The 16539-nt window shown below is 62.0% G+C and carries 12 protein-coding genes, 1 tRNA gene and 1 pseudogene; 10 read left to right on the top strand and 4 right to left on the bottom strand.

The genetic code is table 11. The features are described from left to right. The first annotated feature begins 5 nt into the window (after nucleotides 1-5). From MESS4_RS28770 to MESS4_RS34155, 4 genes are all read left to right on the top strand, one after another. Nucleotides 6-1160 carry a dihydrodipicolinate synthase family protein gene (locus MESS4_RS28770; RefSeq protein ID WP_006338957.1) on the top strand — a complete coding sequence of 385 codons (1155 nt, stop codon included), beginning with the start codon at nucleotides 6-8 and terminating at the stop codon, nucleotides 1158-1160. Nucleotides 1161-1291: 131 nt separating this feature from the next. Further along, nucleotides 1292-2254 carry a GDP-L-fucose synthase gene (locus tag MESS4_RS28765; protein ID WP_006338949.1) on the top strand — a complete coding sequence of 321 codons (963 nt, stop codon included), beginning with the start codon at nucleotides 1292-1294 and terminating at the stop codon, nucleotides 2252-2254. Further along, nucleotides 2199-3674: a hypothetical protein gene (locus MESS4_RS28760; protein ID WP_244441236.1), complete on the top strand. Its 1476-nt coding sequence runs from the start codon at nucleotides 2199-2201 to the stop codon at nucleotides 3672-3674. Before MESS4_RS28765 ends, MESS4_RS28760 begins: the two co-directional genes overlap by 56 nt. Nucleotides 3675-3769: 95 nt before the next feature. Continuing rightward, nucleotides 3770-4525, top strand: a complete 756-nt coding sequence (locus tag MESS4_RS34155) for a Stf0 family sulfotransferase (RefSeq protein ID WP_006338947.1) — start codon at nucleotides 3770-3772, stop codon at nucleotides 4523-4525. Between the two features lie 59 nt (nucleotides 4526-4584). On the opposite strand, the gene MESS4_RS28750 is transcribed toward MESS4_RS34155, so the two are convergent. Both MESS4_RS28750 and MESS4_RS28745 read right to left on the bottom strand, forming a co-directional pair. After that, nucleotides 4585-4659: transfer RNA gene (locus tag MESS4_RS28750), tRNA-Val, on the bottom strand. A 115-nt stretch (nucleotides 4660-4774) separates the two neighbouring features. Further along, nucleotides 4775-5137 (bottom strand): response regulator, encoded by a 363-nt coding sequence (locus tag MESS4_RS28745; RefSeq protein ID WP_006199474.1) that lies wholly within the window; start codon nucleotides 5135-5137, stop codon nucleotides 4775-4777. Between the two features lie 163 nt (nucleotides 5138-5300). On the opposite strand from MESS4_RS28745, the gene MESS4_RS28740 reads away from it, so the two are divergent. The 3 genes from MESS4_RS28740 to MESS4_RS28730 all read left to right on the top strand — a co-directional run bounded on the left by MESS4_RS28740 (nucleotide 5301) and on the right by MESS4_RS28730 (nucleotide 7953). After that, nucleotides 5301-6242, top strand: coding sequence for an N-formylglutamate amidohydrolase (locus MESS4_RS28740; RefSeq protein ID WP_006338946.1), 942 nt, complete (start codon nucleotides 5301-5303; stop codon nucleotides 6240-6242). A gap of 350 nt (nucleotides 6243-6592) precedes the next feature. Next, nucleotides 6593-7366 carry a histidinol-phosphatase gene (gene hisN, locus MESS4_RS28735; protein WP_006338945.1) on the top strand — a complete coding sequence of 258 codons (774 nt, stop codon included), beginning with the start codon at nucleotides 6593-6595 and terminating at the stop codon, nucleotides 7364-7366. Nucleotides 7367-7452: 86 nt separating this feature from the next. After that, entirely contained in the window at nucleotides 7453-7953 is a 501-nt protein-coding gene (locus MESS4_RS28730) for a hypothetical protein (RefSeq protein WP_006338944.1), read from the top strand. A 22-nt stretch (nucleotides 7954-7975) separates the two neighbouring features. Here the strand turns inward: MESS4_RS28730 and MESS4_RS28725 are convergent, their stop codons facing one another. Then, the gene (locus MESS4_RS28725) at nucleotides 7976-8932 is read right to left on the bottom strand and encodes an alpha/beta hydrolase (RefSeq protein WP_006338943.1); all 957 of its coding nucleotides are present in this window, start codon (nucleotides 8930-8932) and stop codon (nucleotides 7976-7978) included. Nucleotides 8933-9403: 471 nt separating this feature from the next. Between MESS4_RS28725 and MESS4_RS28720 the strand changes: the two genes are divergently transcribed. Both MESS4_RS28720 and MESS4_RS34855 read left to right on the top strand, forming a co-directional pair. Continuing rightward, nucleotides 9404-9871: an Hsp20 family protein gene (locus MESS4_RS28720; protein WP_006338942.1), complete on the top strand. Its 468-nt coding sequence runs from the start codon at nucleotides 9404-9406 to the stop codon at nucleotides 9869-9871. Nucleotides 9872-10073: 202 nt separating this feature from the next. After that, a pseudogene (locus tag MESS4_RS34855) lies at nucleotides 10074-10175 on the top strand (sulfite exporter TauE/SafE family protein); the annotation flags it as partial. A 19-nt stretch (nucleotides 10176-10194) separates the two neighbouring features. Here MESS4_RS34855 and MESS4_RS28715 read toward each other — a convergent pair. Continuing rightward, nucleotides 10195-11247: a low specificity L-threonine aldolase gene (locus MESS4_RS28715; protein ID WP_006338941.1), complete on the bottom strand. Its 1053-nt coding sequence runs from the start codon at nucleotides 11245-11247 to the stop codon at nucleotides 10195-10197. Nucleotides 11248-11728: 481 nt separating this feature from the next. On the opposite strand from MESS4_RS28715, the gene gltB reads away from it, so the two are divergent. Next, nucleotides 11729-16450: a glutamate synthase large subunit gene (gene gltB, locus MESS4_RS28710; protein ID WP_036242475.1), complete on the top strand. Its 4722-nt coding sequence runs from the start codon at nucleotides 11729-11731 to the stop codon at nucleotides 16448-16450. The last annotated feature ends 89 nt before the right edge of the window (nucleotides 16451-16539 follow it).

Raw genomic sequence — 16539 nt, 5'->3', positions numbered from 1 at the left:
GATCGATGGACATTACCTTGCCTGGGGAGGGTGGCCGCCACATCCGCTACCGCCTTGTCGGCCAGCCGGTGCCGCCGGTGATCGGCGCCAGGTTTTCGCGCATCGCCTACGCCGCCGCCCATGTCGTTGCCGATCCGCTTGATATGACCGATCCGTGGTCTCATCCGGCGGTCGACTGGGAGCGCACGATGGCGTTCCGCCATCATCTGTGGCGGCTCGGCTTTCGCGTCGCTGAGGCGATGGACACCTCGCAGCGCGGCATGGGTTTTGATTGGGCAAACGCCAGGGAACTGATCCGGCGCTCGATCGCCGAGGCACGCACCGTCGCGGGCGCCGATCTGGCCTCGGGCGCCGGCACCGACCATCTGGCGCCGGGCGCCGCCAGGGGTCTCGATGATGTCATCGCGGCCTATGAGGAACAGTTCGGTTTCATCGAGGGCCTGGGCGGCAAGGCGATCATGATGGCCAGCCGCGCGCTGGCGGCCGTGGCCAAGGGTCCCGAAGACTATGCCGACGTCTACGACCGCATCCTTCGCCAGGCCTCCGGCAAGGTCATCCTGCACTGGCTGGGCGACATGTTCGATCCGGCGCTCAGGGGCTATTGGGGCAGCAGCGATTTCGAGACGGCGCTCGACACCGTGGTCGCGATTATCGAACGCCATGCCGATAAGGTCGAGGGCATCAAGATATCGCTGCTCGACGCCGACAAGGAAATCGCGCTCAGGAACCGGCTGCCGGAAGGGGTGGTCATGTTCACCGGCGACGACTTCAACTATCCCGAATTGATCGCCGGCGATGGCGAAAGACACTCGCACGCGCTGCTTGGGATTTTCGACGCCATCGCGCCGGTCGCCAATGCAGCACTGGCGAAGCTCGCCGATGGCGACCGCGCCGGCTATGACGCGCTGATGGCACCGACAGTGCCGCTGTCGCGCAAGATCTTCGAGGCGCCGACTGAATATTACAAGGCCGGCATCGTCTTCATGGCCTGGCTGAACGGCCACCAGTCGCATTTCTCGATGGTCGGCGGCATGCAGTCGGCGCGCGGCATCCGCCACTATGCCGATGTCTTCCGCCTTGCGGATCAGGCGGGACTGCTGGCCGACCCGGAGCTGGCCATTGCGAGAATGAAGAGCCTGTGCGCCGTGGCAGGCGTCTGAGCCGCTGATTTTGCCTTGTTTGGCGATTTGCCTTGTCTGGGCAAATCCGTATGCGCTATGCGTCCGACGCAAGGTCCATCCGGAGCACCGGCGCCGAGGGCTTGGCTGCCGTTCTGCATAGGGATACGCCAATGAATTTCGAACTTCAAGGCAAGCGTGTTTTCGTGGCCGGGCATCGCGGCATGGTCGGCTCCGCCGTCCTGCGCAGGCTGGCTGGCGAGGATTGCGAGGTTCTGACCGCGTCCCGCGATGAACTCGATCTTCAGGATCAGGCCGGCGTGCGGCGCTGGATGGCCGACCGCAGACCGGATGCGGTGGTGATGGCGGCGGCCAAGGTCGGCGGCATCCTGGCAAACAACCGGCTGCCGGTCGATTTCCTGCAGGACAATCTGGTCATGCAGACCAATGTCATCGAGAGCGCCTTCCGCAACGAGGTGCAGAAATTGCTGTTTCTCGGTTCCTCCTGCATCTACCCGAAGTTCGCGGCACAGCCGATCTCCGAGGACGCGCTGCTGACCGGTCCGCTCGAACCCACCAACGAATGGTATGCGATCGCCAAGATCGCCGGGCTGAAACTGTGCCAGGCCTATCGGCGCCAGTATGGCGTCGATTACATTTCCGCGATGCCGACCAATCTTTACGGTCCGGGCGACAATTTCGACCTCTCTACCAGCCATGTCGTGCCGGCCCTGATGCGCAAGGCGCACAAGGCCAGGCGCGCCGGCGACAAGACCCTGGAGGTCTGGGGATCGGGCACGCCGATGCGCGAGTTCCTGCATGTCGACGATGCCGCCGGCGCGCTGGTCTGGCTCCTGAAGAATTATAGCGGCGACAGCCATGTCAATGTCGGCTCGGGCGAAGACATCACCATTGCCGAGCTGGCCCGCACCATGCTCTCCGTCGTCGGCGCCAATGCCGTACTCACATTCGATTCGACGAAGCCGGACGGCACGCCGCGCAAGCTGATGGACGTGTCGCGCCTGTTTGCCACCGGCTGGCGCCCGCAATATTCGCTTCGCAGCGGCTTGGAACAGACTTATGCGTGGTTTCTCCAGCATATTGAGACAGGCGATCTCCGCCTCGGCGCGGCGTGATCCTCAAACAACGCTGATCGCCGCCACCAGGGATGACGGCTTGGGCGGCCGGCTTCTGGCCATGGCCAATGCAAAGTCGCTCACCGACACGCTTGGATATGGCTTCGGGTTCACCTGGAAGGCCATCGGAGACAAGGAATTTCATGTCGTCGACGGGGTCGAGAAGATCTTTTCAGCCGATTTCATCGAGAAATACTGGCTGGGCGAGAAAATCAAGAGATCCGATTTCGCCATTCTCGAAAAAGCGGCTTTCACACGGTCCAGCCTGGACGCCGTTGCAGCAAAAGGGAATTTCCGGGGCTGGATCTGCAATGAATTTCGCATTCTGGAAGCATTTCGAGACGAGGGCGCTGAAACAATCCGAAGATCCGAAACCTTGCGGGGTTTTGGCTTCTCCGGGAACGTGAAACAGGCGCTCGACGCCGCCGACAAGTGCCGCTTTCCCAGTCCGATGGCCGCACTGCATCTTCGCAGTGGCGACATCGTCCGCGGCAAGTACCGTTCAAGTCTGGATTTTGCGAACAAGGTGGTCCCTTCCACCTTGGCCAAGTCGATCGTGTCGGAACTTTCGTCGAAGGGTCTCTCAACCCTGCTGATCGGCGAGGATCGCGCTACGCTCGAATATCTGAGATCCGAAACCGGAGCCTTGCTGACCGATGATTTCGGGGCGAGGGAATTCGAGGATCAGACACTCAAGGCATTTTTTGAGATGGGGCTCATGGCGCGATGCCAGAAAATCTATGCCGGAAGCAGTGTCTTTGCCACGATAGCGTCAGTGATGGGTGACATTCCCTCTACCAAGACAACGACATTGTTCGACAGTTCCCGGGCTGCGGAAATCATCCTGGGCGAATTGGAGGCTCATCAGTCGGACTACCATCCGCTGGAGGCTGCCTTCGGCTATCAAGCTGCTTTCCTCGATCTGGAAGACCGGATCAGTTCCGCGCGGGCGAGAGAAATTCTCGGGAAAGCCTATGCGCTTGATCCGGAAAACGATGTCTACGCCCTGAAGATGGCTGCGTCCTATTTTCGCGACAATGACTATCGTTCCGGCGAGGCAATTCTGAAGTCGCTTATGACCAGGGAATTTCTCGTCTCTTCTGACATGCCGCTAAGAGCCATGCGGGTTCTGACCGTCCGGTTGTGGCGCGGCCACGTTCTGGCAAAAGATTTTGAACCTTTCTTTGCGGCGGCGAGGGCGGGCTATCCACATGCTGCCGCGTGTTCGGCGCATATCTTGCACCGTGCTTTTGGGGAGTTGAAACCCGCGCTGCAGATGATCGCACAATCGTTGAAGACGGAACCGACAAATACATTGTTCAAGAAAATCAGAAGATCCATACGGCCAATCACCTCGCCCAAGTCCGGCCTGCTGCCGAAAGCACGGTCGGGGCTGTGGAAGGCCGGGATCAGGATCTAGGCCCCTCGGGTGCCCAGTTCGCCGGGGAGGTTTGTGCTTCGGGACCGGCCCGCGCTGGATGGACTCCGCCATTCTCCCGGGATTATCTGCCAGACATGCCGATCAGCCCGCCTGAAAGCTGGGAACGACCTAGCAAGACGCTTATCATTGCGAGCACGCCGCGAAGTGGCAGCAATCTTCTTTGCAACAAGGTTTGCAGCACCGGCGTGCTGGGCAATCCGGGCGAGTATTTCCATCATTGGGATGCCCCCGAGGTGACGACGGTGGATCGCTGTCTGCTGGCGGCCAGCAAGGGCAAAAGCGAAAATGGCGTCGTCGCCTTCAAGCTGTTTCCCGAACATTTCGACAGGCTGCAAAAGGATATCCGTCTCACGGAATGGTTTCCCGATCCGGTATGGGTGCTTCTTGAAAGACGCGACCTGCTCGGCCAGGCCATCTCGCTGGCCAAGGCCATGCAGGACGGGGCGTGGACCAGCGGCGAGCATGCCGTGAAGGACGCCGAATACACGGTGGAGGGGATAGAGGCCGCGCTTGCCAAGATCATTGCCGGCAACGGGCGCTGGTCAGCCTATTTCGCCAGAAGCGGCATCGAACCGCTGCATATCTTCTACGAAGACATCCACGATGATTTCGACAGCGCCTGCCAGCGCATGGGCAGACTTCTGGGTCTTGAAGCTCCCGTGCCTGCGACGGCACAGGTTGACATGCAGCAACAGCGCAACGCGCAAAACGATGATTGGCGGCGGCGGTTTCTCGCCGAGGCCGGCGACCGGAACAGCTTTCCGGCAGCGCTCAATCCGATGGGAAACCGGGCGCGCAAAAAAACCGGATGGAGGTTCTGGAGAAGATAGACCGGCAGCCTCGTCCAAGCCGAAAGGCAACCGCAACAGACGGTGCAATGAAGGCTGGATGGTGGGCGTGACAGGGATTGAACCTGTGACCCCTGCAATGTCAATGCAGTGCTCTCCCGCTGAGCTACACGCCCATCCGAAGCCGCGCATACACCATTTTTGGTTCATCGCGTCAATAGCGGGAAAAGGGAAACAAAGGCTGGCTTCGTCGCATCGGTTAGGTCGCATCGAAAGCCTGCGGAAGGCGCGTCAGGCTGCCTGCAGCATCTTTTCGACCTCGTTGACGAGGTCGCGCAGGTGGAACGGCTTCGACAGCACCTTGGCGTCTTTCGGCGCCTTGGAATCGGGATTGAGCGCAACAGCCGCGAAGCCGGTGATGAACATCACCTTGAGGTCGGGATCGATCTCGGTGGCGCGGCGGGCGAGTTCTATGCCGTCCATCTCCGGCATGACGATATCGGTCAGGAGCAGCGAGAAAGGCTCTTCGCGCAGCCGCTCATAGGCGCTGGCACCATTGTCGAAATCGCTGACCTGATAGCCGGCGCGCTCCAAAGCCTTGACGAGGAACCGGCGCATATCGTCGTCGTCTTCCGCCAGAAGAATGCGTGCCATTGTAACCCGTCCGAATCACCCGCCCGAGACTGCCGTGGGGCAAGCCCGTTAACCATCCTGTATATGAGGATGTGACGGTAAACATCAAGTGAACGAAGACAGATGCGATCCGCATTTAACAAGGCGGTCCGGCTGCCGAAATGCTGGACATGCGCCCAGCGAGATGGCACTTTCCAATGATGATGCATTGGTGTTTCCGGGTTCGTTCAAATTGAAAACGGCAGCCGAGGATTTTTCGGTCGTTCCACCCTTCGAAATCCGATTGGGCGCCGAGCAGCGCGTTCCCTTCCTCTTCAACTCGCCACATAGCGGCCGCTACTATCCGGACCGGTTCATGGCCATGGCAAGGCTGGACCGAAACGCCATCCGCCGGTCTGAGGATTGCTATGTCGAGGAATTGTTCGGCGGCGCCGTCGCGCTCGGCGCGCCGATGCTGGCGGCAAACTTCCCGCGCGCCTATCTCGACGTCAACCGCGAGCCGTGGGAACTCGATCCGCGCATGTTCGCCGAACCGGTGCCGTCCTTCTGCAACATCCGCTCGGCGCGGGTGGCCGGCGGGCTCGGCACCGTGCCCAAACTGGTGGGAGAGGGGCTCGACATCTATGCCGGCCGCTTGCCGCTGGCGGAGGCGATCGCGCGCATCGAGGCTGTCTACAAGCCCTATCACGAGACGCTGAAACGGCTGTTGACCAGGACCCATGCGCGGTTCGGCTATGCCGTACTGATAGATTGCCACTCGATGCCGGCGAGCATCCGGGTCGGCGACAGCGGGCTGCGGCCGGATTTCATCGTCGGCGATCGTTTCGGCATCTCCGCCTCGGCGGCGTTGACCGAGACGGCGATCGGCCTGCTCATCGGCATGGGTTATACCGTCGCCCACAACAAGCCCTATGCCGGAGGCTTCATCACCGAGCATTATGGCCGCCCCGCGCGCCATCTCCATGCGCTGCAGATCGAGGTCAATCGCGGGCTGTACATGAACGAGCGGACGTTCCAGAAATCCGCCGGCTTCGACGCGCTCGCCGACGATCTGGCGCGGTTCTCGGCCGATCTGATGGCGATACCCGATCACCATTTCGTCGATCTGCCGCTTGCCGCCGAATGACCAAATAAAAGTGCCGGAGTGCCGGTCGGGAAAGACGCTCAGTCCGTTGGATGCCGCCCTGAAAAAAAGACCGCATCGTTCGCACGACACGGTCGAAGTCTAGGGAGGAAACGCCCAAGGAGGGCATGGACAGGAAAACCTGTCCGAGTACAAATCTATTGTGCGCTGCACAAATGTCAAGCTATCTCCCAGGGTTTTAAATCACTCTGATGTGGAAATTGCATTTCGGTGACGGCTGCGTGACATTGAGGCAACAGTTGTCGACGCGCAAATGTCTCCGCACGCCCTTGTCTTGGCGAAGAACCGCAGGCAAATGACAGTTCCAGCATGCTGCAACGCGGGAGAATCAGTTGGACATCAGCATCGATTTCATGCGTCGCATTGCACATGCCGCCGCCGCCGAGACCTTGCCGCGCTTCCGCAGCCAGGGCGCGATCGTCAACAAGGAGGCAGGCGGCTTCGATCCGGTCACCGAGGCCGACCGCGAGGCCGAGCGGGTCATCCGGGCGCTGATATCAGCGGAATATCCCGACCACGGCATCCTCGGCGAGGAGCATGGCAGCGAGAACATATCCAGCAGGCATGTCTGGGTGATCGATCCGATCGACGGCACGCGCGCCTTCATTTCCGGCCTGCCTGTCTGGGGAACACTGGTCGGGCTGACGGTCGACGGAGATGCCGTTGCCGGCCTGATGTCGCAACCCTTCACCGGCGAGCTTTTCTATGCCAACGCTTCCGGCTCGCGCTACGAAGGTCCGGGCGGACCGCGAGAACTCAAAACCCGTAAGACGACTGATCTCGCCGAGGCGACGCTGTTCACCACGACGCCGGCTCTGTTCAAGGGCGAGGCGCGCCAGCGTTACGACCGGTTCGAGACAAAGGTTCGGCTCGCCCGCTACGGCACCGACTGCTACGCTTTCGCCATGGTCGCGGCGGGCAGCGTCGACATCGTCGCCGACCCCGGATTGAAACCCTATGACATCGTCGCGCTGATCCCGATCATCGAAAAGGCCGGCGGCGTCGTCACCACCTTCGACGGCGGACCGGCCGAGAAGGGCGGCGACATCGTGGCCGCGGCGACGCCGGAGCTGCATGCCGCGGCTATGGCGGCGCTGCGCGGCTAGGGCGCAATGCCAGGAAGCCCCTTCCTGACAGGAGGATGTCAGTAGCCTTCTGCTATGGAAGGATGTCACCAGAGGGAGGACCACACATGCCGACGCAATCAGTAGCCAGCCGTTCCGGCGATGGCCGGGCCGATTTCGATTTCTTCTTCGACCGCTGGGACGTCAGCCATCGAAGACTGCAAACGCGGCTCGTGGGCGACACCAACTGGGACGAGTTTGGCGGGACATGCGATGTGCGCCCGATCCTGGGCGGTCTCGGCAATGTCGACGACAATGTCATTGAATTGCCAGGCGGCTCCTATCTTGCCGCTACCGTCCGGACCTTCGATCCGGCTACCAGGCAATGGTCGATCTGGTGGATCGACGGCCGCAACCCGCTGACCATCGACGTTCCGATGCGCGGCACCTTCGAGGCAGGTGTCGGCACGTTCCTGTGCGACGACGTCTTCGACGGCCGCAAGATCAGGGTTCGTTTCCTCTGGTCGCGGATCACCGAAAAATCGGCGCGCTGGGAGCAGGCTTTTTCACCGGATGGCGGCAAGACCTGGGAGACAAACTGGATCATGGATTTTTCCCGGCAAGCGTAGACGGACGCTGAATACGGGCTGATCAAGTCGCGTCGTCGGTCCCGGGGATGAAGGCATCGAGGGCGGCAAGGAACTGCTCGCGGTAGAGGTCGGCTTCCTGCAGGATTTCATGGCGCGCGCCATCGATCATCAGCAGCGAGCCGAGACGCAGTCGTCTTGTGTAGGCTTCCACGGCCCTGGTCGAGACGACCTGGTCGGCACCGGCGGCGATCACCAGCAAGGGAACCTGGATCCTGGCCATGAAATCCGGATCGCTGATGATTTCGGAGGCCTCCGCCGCCGCTTTCAGCCAGCGGATCGTCGGGCCGCCGAGCGCCAGCTGCGGATAGGCTTCGTAGAGAAAGGTGTTGCGCCGATACCGCCCGGGATCCGATGTCACCTTGTTGGCGGCAAACGGCGCGGTTTCCTTCGGTCGCGGTCCCCAGGCGGCATAGAGCCGGCCAAGGCCGAGGTAACAGAACAGCGTGCAGACGCGGCGAACCGTCGTTATCGATACCGGCAGGTCGGGTACGGTCAGGAACGGCGCGATCAGCATCATGCGCCGCACGCGGTTCACCATCGAGGGCGCGGCAAGCAGCGCGATCACCGCGCCGGCCGAATGGGCCAATATATAGTATGGCCCGCGGCAGTCGGGCAGCACGATCTCCTCGAAGAACTGTTCCAGATCGCCGGTGTAGTCGAAGAAGCTCCTGACATAGCCGCGCTGGCGGTCGCCGATCAGCCGGTCGGAATCGCCCTGGCCGCGCCAGTCGAGGGTCGCGACGCCGAGGCCGCGCCCGGTAAGATCGCTGATGGTCTCGAAGTATTTCTCGATGCACTCGTTGCGCCCGGTCAGCACCACCACGGTGCCCTTCATCGGGCGGGTGGTGGCGGCAAAGAGCCCGTAGCGGATTTTCTTGCCGTCGCGCGCGGCGAAGAAGCCGCCGGCCGCATTTTCCGGTATCGGATTGCCCGGAATTTCGTGGAAGAGGTCCGTCATTCGGCGCTTCGTTGTTTGCTGTCTCGCCCGATCCTGCCGAGACGTCGGCATGGTGATAGACGGCCATGCGCCAAAAGCAAAGGCGTTGCGGGAGATGGAAGAGTAACGAAATGAGGCCGGAAGCAGCCTGCGGCGGGCTTCCGGCCTCTGTCGATCCGGGAGGAAGGGACGTTACACCCGGTTCGGCCTCGTCGCGACGCCTCATCCGGCGCCGCCTGTCCTTGATGTTGGAAGTAGTCTAGCGCCGCATGTCTGAACGCCGGCCGAAGCGCTGGTTCATCTGCCGTTCATCCAGATGGCGGCTGAGATCGCCGGATCATCACCGCCAAGCAAAATCTTGAAATGGCTCCGCCTGCTCCCCAAATGTCGAATGCGGCCGCCAATGTCGGGGTCGCTGGCTCATCCGGAACGCCGCTCAAGGGTTTCGCACCGGCCATACGCAAACCATGTTGCTCAACAGGAGAACACACCATGCGTCACGTTGATTTTTCCCCGCTTTATCGTTCGACCGTCGGTTTCGACCGGCTGTTTACGATGCTCGATTCGCTTGCGCAGCCCGACGGCGCGCAGACCTATCCGCCCTATAACATCGAGCGTACCGGTGAGGATTCCTACCGCATCTCGATGGCTGTCGCCGGTTTCTCGGACGAGGAAATCTCGATCGAGGCCCACCGCAATGTGCTGACCGTCAAGGGCGAGCGCAAGGAAGAGGGCACTGGCGAAGGTTCCGAACTGCTCTATCGCGGTATCGCTTCGCGCGCGTTCGAGCGCCGCTTCCAGCTTGCCGACCACGTCGATGTCGTCGGCGCCACGCTGAAGAACGGCCTGCTCTTCGTCGATCTCAAGCGCAACATCCCCGAGGAGCTGAAGCCCCGCAAGATCGCGATCACCGCGTCTTCGGCGAAGGCCAAGCAGATCGAGGCCAAGACCGCTGCGTAATCGCGGTTGAGCGTAAAGTCTCCGAGAAGCGGCGCCGGAAGGCGCCGCTTTTTGTTTGTCGTGGTGCTTGTGCCACCCCCAACCAATGTTATTGGCCCTTTCGCGGCAGGCCTTGCCTTATCATGAAGGGCGATGTCTGATTTCTCCCTGGCGCTGACGGACACCGTCGCCATCACCTTCCTGCTGGCCGGCATCGTCAAGGCGTCCGTCGCCCGCCATCGGGTTCCTCACCGGCCTTGTCACCGGCGGCACGGGGGTCTTCGTGGTTCCTGCCGTGCCCTATATCCAGGCGCTGGGGCTGAGCCCTGGCCTAGCCAATTTCGTTACCCGGCGAGCAAATGGCCAATTTGGTCGACCTCCTCCGTCGTGGTCGCGAAGCTGGCGACGAAACGGTGGATCGCTTCATTGTCGCCGAGGTGACCATCGAAGCCGTCCGGCACGCCCCATTCGTAGAATTTGGCCCCGGCCGTTTGCAGCTTTTCGGCCTTGGCACGGTCGAGGATCGCGAACACTTCATTGGCCTGCGGCAGCCAGGCCAGCCTGCCTGCCGGCGCATCTTCGATCGTCTCGGCCAGCCGTGCCGCCATTCCGTTGGCGTGGCGGGCCATTTTCAGCCACAGCTCGTCGGTGAAATAGGCTTCGAACTGAGCCGAGATGAAGCGCGCCTTGGAGAAGGTCTGCCCGGCGCGCTGGCGAAGCAGGCGCAATTCATGCCCGACCTCGGGGTTCAGGACCACAACCGCGTCGGCCATCCAGCAGCCGTTCTTGGTGCCGCCAAAGGAAATGATGTCGACGCCGCTCTTCCAGGTCATTTCCGCCGGGCTGATGTCCGTTGCAGCGATCGCATTGGCGAAGCGCGCGCCGTCCATGTGCAAAGGCAAGCCATGGCGGCGGCTGACCTCGGCGATCGCCTTGACATCATCGACCGTGTAGACGGTGCCGACCTCGGTCGCCTGGGTGATCGTCACCGCCATCGGCTGGCCGGCAGGGGCGAGGTCTTGCGAATAGCGCGTGATGGCCCGGTCGAGAGCCTGCGGATTGATGCGTCCCAATGGCCCTGCTACGGGCGACATGCGCGCTCCGCTAGTGTAGAAGCCCGCCGCCCCGAATTCATCGACGTTCATGTGCGCTTCGGAATGGCAGAAGGCGACGCCGCCAATGCGATTGCACGTGGCCATCGAGAGCGCGTTGGCCGCCGTGCCGGTCGCGACGAAGAACACCGCAACCTCGCGCTCGAAAATCTCGCTGAAGCGCCGGTAGATGGCACGGTCGAGCTCGCCGTCGCCATAGGCGGTCGCGATGCCCGCGGCATGCCGGGATAAATTGGCCGAGATGTCGGGATGGACGCCCGCCCAGTTGTCGGATGCAAAGAACATCGGGAAGCCTGTAAATCGGTTGCAAAACGGGCGCGACCTTGACCGCTTTGAGCTCCGGCGCGCAAGGGCCACGTGTCGAAAAAGCGGTAAAGCCAGTCGGCAGCAAAAAAAGCGGTTGCGACCGAAGCTTACGTTTCTAAACCTTCTCACGAAATTTTGTGTCGCAACGCGGCCAAGATTTTTGTGAATCGGTCTTGTGCGCACATGAGATTTCTGTCATAAAAATTTAGGACAGTAGTGCTGTCTTATTTTGTCGCACAAATCAGGCTGGATTGGCGTATCATTTGGGCCTCTCCGGCTATTGCCGCGAGCGACAGGTAGACGGCCCGGCTCTGGCCAGTACGAATACCATATGCGAAGCATGCGGAAAGCCGCATGGTTCGGCAAGGATTTCGCAAGACGTGCCGCAGGGATGAAGGGGAAGCCACGTGCTTCCCGACGCAAACCAGCGCCCTGATGGCGCGGAATGGAGGACAGGATGATGACGGACATGACGCCATCTGCGATCAACGGCCAGGCCGCGCAGACGAAAGCGGCAGCCGTCAAAAATCTGCTGCGAACCGATACCGGTTTCGCTGCCCAGGGCCTTTATCATCCGCGCAACGAGCATGATGCCTGCGGCGTCGGCTTCATCGTCAACATGAAGGGCGTCAAGTCGCATCAGATCGTCAAGGACGGGCTTGCCGTGCTCGAAAACCTGACGCATCGCGGCGCCGTCGGCGCCGATCCGCTCGTCGGCGATGGCGCCGGCGTTCTGGTGCAGCTTCCCGACCGTGTCTTCCGCGAGGAAATGGCAGCCCAGGGCATCGAACTGCCGCCGGCGGGTCAGTACGGCGTCGGCCACTGGTTCATGCCGCAGGACGCAACACTTCGCGCCCATATCGAGGACATCATCGCCGAATCGGCTCAGTCCGAGGGGCTTCCGCTGATCGGTTTCCGTGACGTACCCGTCGACAATTCGTCGCTGTCGAAGGCTCCGGGCATCGTGGCATCCGAGCCGTTTCATCGGCAGGTCTTCATCGGCCGCACTGCAGACATTACCGACGACGAGGAGTACGAGGCCAGGCTCTATTTGCTGCGCAAGGTCATATCAGGCCGCATCTACGCCGAGAACGACAACAAGGACATCGGTTCCTACTGCGTGTCGCTATCGGCGCGCACCATCGTCTACAAGGGCATGTTCCTGGCCTATCAGGTCGGGGCCTACTACAAGGACCTCACCGATCCGCGCTTCGAAACGGCGCTGATCCTCGTCCACCAGCGCTTCTCGACCAACACTTTCCCGTCATGGAAGCTGGCGCATCCCTATCGCATGGTCGCCCACAATGGCGAGATCAATACCGTGCGCGGCAACAACAACTGGATGGCGGCGCGACAGGCGTCCGTCGATTCCGAACTGTTCGGCAACAATATCTCGAAGCTTTGGCCGATCTCCTATGACGGCCAATCCGACACCGCATGCTTCGACAATGCGCTCGAATTCCTGTTCCAGGGCGGCTACAGTCTCAGCCACGCCATGATGATGCTGATCCCGGAAGCCTGGGCCGGCAACAAGCTCATGGACGCCGATCGCAAGGCTTTCTATGAATATCATGCGGCGCTGATGGAGCCCTGGGACGGGCCGGCGGCGGTCGTCTTCACCGATGGCCGCCAGATCGGCGCCACGCTGGATCGTAACGGGCTTCGTCCGGCGCGCTACATCGTCACCGACGACGACCGCGTCATCATGGCTTCCGAGGCCGGTGTGCTGCCGGTGCCGGAGGAGCGGATCGTCAAGAAGTGGCGGCTGCAGCCCGGCCGCATGCTTTTGATCGACCTTGAAAAGGGCCGCATCATCTCCGACGAGGAGATCAAGTCGGAGATCGCGACCAAGCACCCCTATAAGAGCTGGCTCGCCAACACGCAGCTTATCCTGGAAGATTTGAAGCCGGTCGAGCCGCGCGCGCTGCGCAAGGATGCCTCGCTGCTCGATCGCCAGCAGGCCTTCGGCTACAGCCAGGAAGACACCAAGCTTTTGATGTCGCCGATGGCGACGACGGGCCAGGAAGCCGTGGGATCGATGGGCACCGATACGCCGATTTCGGCGATGTCGGACAAGTCGAAGCTGCTCTACACCTATTTCAAGCAGAATTTCGCCCAGGTCACCAACCCGCCGATCGATCCGATCCGCGAGGAATTGGTGATGAGCCTGGTCTCCTTCATCGGGCCGCGGCCGAACATCTTCGACCTCGTCGGCAATTCGCGCCGCAAGCGGCTCGAAGTGCGCCAGCCGATCCTGACCAATGGCGATCTCGAGAAGATCCGCTCCATCGGCCACACCGAGGACCGCTTCGACACCAAGACGATCGACATCACCTATGGCTCGAACGAGGGCGCGGCCGGCATGCAAGGCGCCATCGATCGCCTGTGCGAGCGCGCCGAGGCGGCGGTCGCCGGCGGTTACAACATCATCATCCTTTCAGACCGCCAGCTCGGACCGGACCGCATTGCCATACCGGCGCTGCTGGCCACGGCCGCGGTGCACCACCACCTGATACGCAAGGGGCTGCGCACCTCGGTAGGGCTCGTCGTGGAATCCGGCGAGCCGCGCGAGGTGCATCATTTCTGCTGCCTCGCCGGCTACGGCGCCGAGGCGATCAACCCCTACCTCGCCTTCGACACGCTGCTCGACATGCACAAGCGCGGCGAACTGCCGAAAGAGGTCGACGCCTATGAAGTCGTCTCCCGCTACATCAAGTCGATCGGCAAGGGCATCCTCAAGGTGATGTCCAAGATGGGCATCTCGACCTACCAGTCCTATTGCGGTGCGCAGATATTCGACGCCATCGGACTGAAGTCGGATTTCGTGCAGCAGTATTTCACCGGCACCGCGACGCTGATCGAAGGCGTCGGGCTGGACGAGATCGCGGAAGAGACGGTCAGCCGCCACTCCGACGGCTTCGGCAACGACCCGGTGCTGCGCAACAGCCTCGAAGTCGGCGGCGAATACATGTTTCGCATGCGCGGCGAGGCGCATATCTGGTCGCCCGATGCGGTCGCCACCTTGCAGCACGCCGTGCGCCAGGGCTCGTGGGAAACATTCAAGGAGTATTCCACTCAGATCGACAGCGTGACGGCCCGCGCCCAGACCATTCGCGGCCTGTTCAAGATCAGGCTCGCGGAAGAGACCGGCCGCAAGAAGGTCGCGCTCGACGAGGTCATGCCGGCCACCGACATCGTCAAGCGGTTTTCGACTGGAGCGATGTCGTTCGGTTCGATCTCCAGGGAGGCGCACACGACACTGGCGCGCGCCATGAACGCCATCGGCGGCAAGTCGAACACCGGCGAGGGCGGCGAAGAGGCCGACCGTTATCTGCCGCTGCCTGGCGGCGGCAAGAACCCCGAGCGCTCGGCGATCAAGCAGGTCGCCTCCGGCCGGTTCGGCGTGACGGCGGAATATCTGGTCAACTCAGACGTGATGCAGATCAAGGTCGCGCAAGGCGCAAAGCCCGGCGAGGGCGGCCAGCTGCCCGGCCACAAGGTCGATGCCACCATCGCCAAGGTCAGGCACTCGACGCCGGGCGTCGGCCTGATCTCGCCGCCGCCGCATCACGACATCTATTCGATCGAGGATCTGGCGCAGCTCATCTACGATTTGAAGAACGTCAATCCGGCGGCGGATGTCTCGGTCAAGCTGGTGTCCGAAGTTGGCGTCGGCACCGTCGCGGCCGGCGTCGCCAAGGCGCGCGCCGACCACATCACCATATCAGGCTATGATGGCGGCACCGGTGCCTCGCCGCTGACCTCGCTCAAGCATGCCGGCAGCCCGTGGGAAATGGGCCTTGCCGAGACGCACCAGACACTGGTGCTCAACGGCCTCAGATCGCGCGTGGCGCTGCAGGTCGATGGCGGCCTGCGCACCGGCCGCGACGTCATCATCGGCGCCCTGCTTGGCGCCGACGAGTTCGGCTTCTCGACCGCGCCGCTGATTTCGGCCGGCTGCATCATGATGCGCAAGTGCCACCTCAACACCTGTCCGGTGGGCGTCGCGACGCAGGACCCGGTGCTGCGCAAGCGCTTCAAGGGCTCGCCCGAGCACGTCATCAACTTCTTCTTCTATGTGGCGGAAGAGGTGCGCGAGCTGCTCGCCGAAATGGGCTTCACCCATCTCGACCAGATCATCGGCGACACCGATCTTCTGGAGAAGCGCGACGTGATCCAGCACTGGAAGGCGCGTGGGCTCGACTTCGGCAAGATGTTCTTCAAGCCGGATGCGCCCCATCACGCGGTGCACTGGACCGAGCGGCAGAAGCATCCAATCGACGATGTGCTCGACCGCAAGCTGATCGAACTGGCCAAGCCGGCGCTCGAAAGCAAGCAACCCGTCAGCATCGAGGTCGACATCCGCAATGTCGACCGTTCGACGGGCGCCATGCTGTCGGGCGAAGTGGCCAAGCGCTTCAAGCACAAGGGGCTGCGCGAGGACACGATCTCGGTCAAGCTCACCGGCACGGCCGGGCAGTCCTTTGGCGCCTTCCTGGCACGCGGCATCTCGTTTGAACTTGTCGGTGCCGCAAACGACTATGTCGGCAAGGGCCTGTCAGGCGGGCGCATCGTCATCCGTCCTCCGGAAGAGGCCAAGATCGTCGCGGCGGAATCCATCATCGTCGGCAATACGGTGCTCTATGGAGCGACCGAGGGCGAGGCCTATTTCGCCGGCGTCGCCGGTGAGCGGTTCGCGGTGCGCAACTCTGGCGTGGCCGCCGTCGTCGAAGGCGTCGGCGACCATGGCTGCGAGTACATGACCGGCGGCATCGTCGTCGTCATCGGCCAGACCGGCCGCAACTTCGCTGCCGGCATGTCGGGTGGCGTCGCTTATGTGCTCGACGAGGCGGGCGATTTCGCCGAGCGCTGCAACATGGCGATGGTCGAGCTGGAGCCGGTTCCGGAAGAAGACGACCTGATGGAAAGGCTGCTCCATCATGGCGGCGACCTCGATCACAAGGGTCGCGTCGATGTGTCAGGCGACATGACCAGCCATGACGAGGAACGGCTCTACCAGCTGATCTCGAACCATGTGCACTACACGGGTTCGGTGCGCGGCCGCGAGATCCTCGACGACTGGACGATTTTCCGGCCGAGATTCCGCAAGATCATGCCGGTCGAATACCGCCGCGCGCTGATCGAAATGGAACGCATGCGCATGGGCGTGGCGGCGGAATAGATTTTTGCGACTGCCGGGAAGCCTGGCTTCCCGGCACGGGTCTCATCAATAATCCTGACCTCGTGCTGAAGGTTGCCATGGCTGCCTCA

Source organism: Mesorhizobium sp. STM 4661 (genome assembly GCF_000359125.1).
In the GTDB taxonomy this organism is placed as follows: domain Bacteria; phylum Pseudomonadota; class Alphaproteobacteria; order Rhizobiales; family Rhizobiaceae; genus Mesorhizobium.
This window is presented reverse-complemented; position numbering and strand designations above follow the sequence as displayed.

What these genes read in the sequence shown, in the direction of transcription:
- MESS4_RS28770 (WP_006338957.1), top strand. Translation starts at nt 6, where the DNA reads ATGGACATTACCTTGCCTGGGGAGGGTGGCCGCCACATCCGCTACCGC.
- MESS4_RS28765 (WP_006338949.1), top strand. Translation starts at nt 1,292, where the DNA reads ATGAATTTCGAACTTCAAGGCAAGCGTGTTTTCGTGGCCGGGCATCGC.
- MESS4_RS28760 (WP_244441236.1), top strand. Translation starts at nt 2,199, where the DNA reads ATGCGTGGTTTCTCCAGCATATTGAGACAGGCGATCTCCGCCTCGGCG.
- MESS4_RS34155 (WP_006338947.1), top strand. Translation starts at nt 3,770, where the DNA reads ATGCCGATCAGCCCGCCTGAAAGCTGGGAACGACCTAGCAAGACGCTT.
- MESS4_RS28745 (WP_006199474.1), bottom strand. Translation starts at nt 5,137, where the DNA reads ATGGCACGCATTCTTCTGGCGGAAGACGACGACGATATGCGCCGGTTC.
- MESS4_RS28740 (WP_006338946.1), top strand. Translation starts at nt 5,301, where the DNA reads ATGGCACTTTCCAATGATGATGCATTGGTGTTTCCGGGTTCGTTCAAA.
- MESS4_RS28730 (WP_006338944.1), top strand. Translation starts at nt 7,453, where the DNA reads ATGCCGACGCAATCAGTAGCCAGCCGTTCCGGCGATGGCCGGGCCGAT.
- MESS4_RS28725 (WP_006338943.1), bottom strand. Translation starts at nt 8,932, where the DNA reads ATGACGGACCTCTTCCACGAAATTCCGGGCAATCCGATACCGGAAAAT.
- MESS4_RS28720 (WP_006338942.1), top strand. Translation starts at nt 9,404, where the DNA reads ATGCGTCACGTTGATTTTTCCCCGCTTTATCGTTCGACCGTCGGTTTC.
- MESS4_RS28715 (WP_006338941.1), bottom strand. Translation starts at nt 11,247, where the DNA reads ATGTTCTTTGCATCCGACAACTGGGCGGGCGTCCATCCCGACATCTCG.
- gltB (WP_036242475.1), top strand. Translation starts at nt 11,729, where the DNA reads ATGACGGACATGACGCCATCTGCGATCAACGGCCAGGCCGCGCAGACG.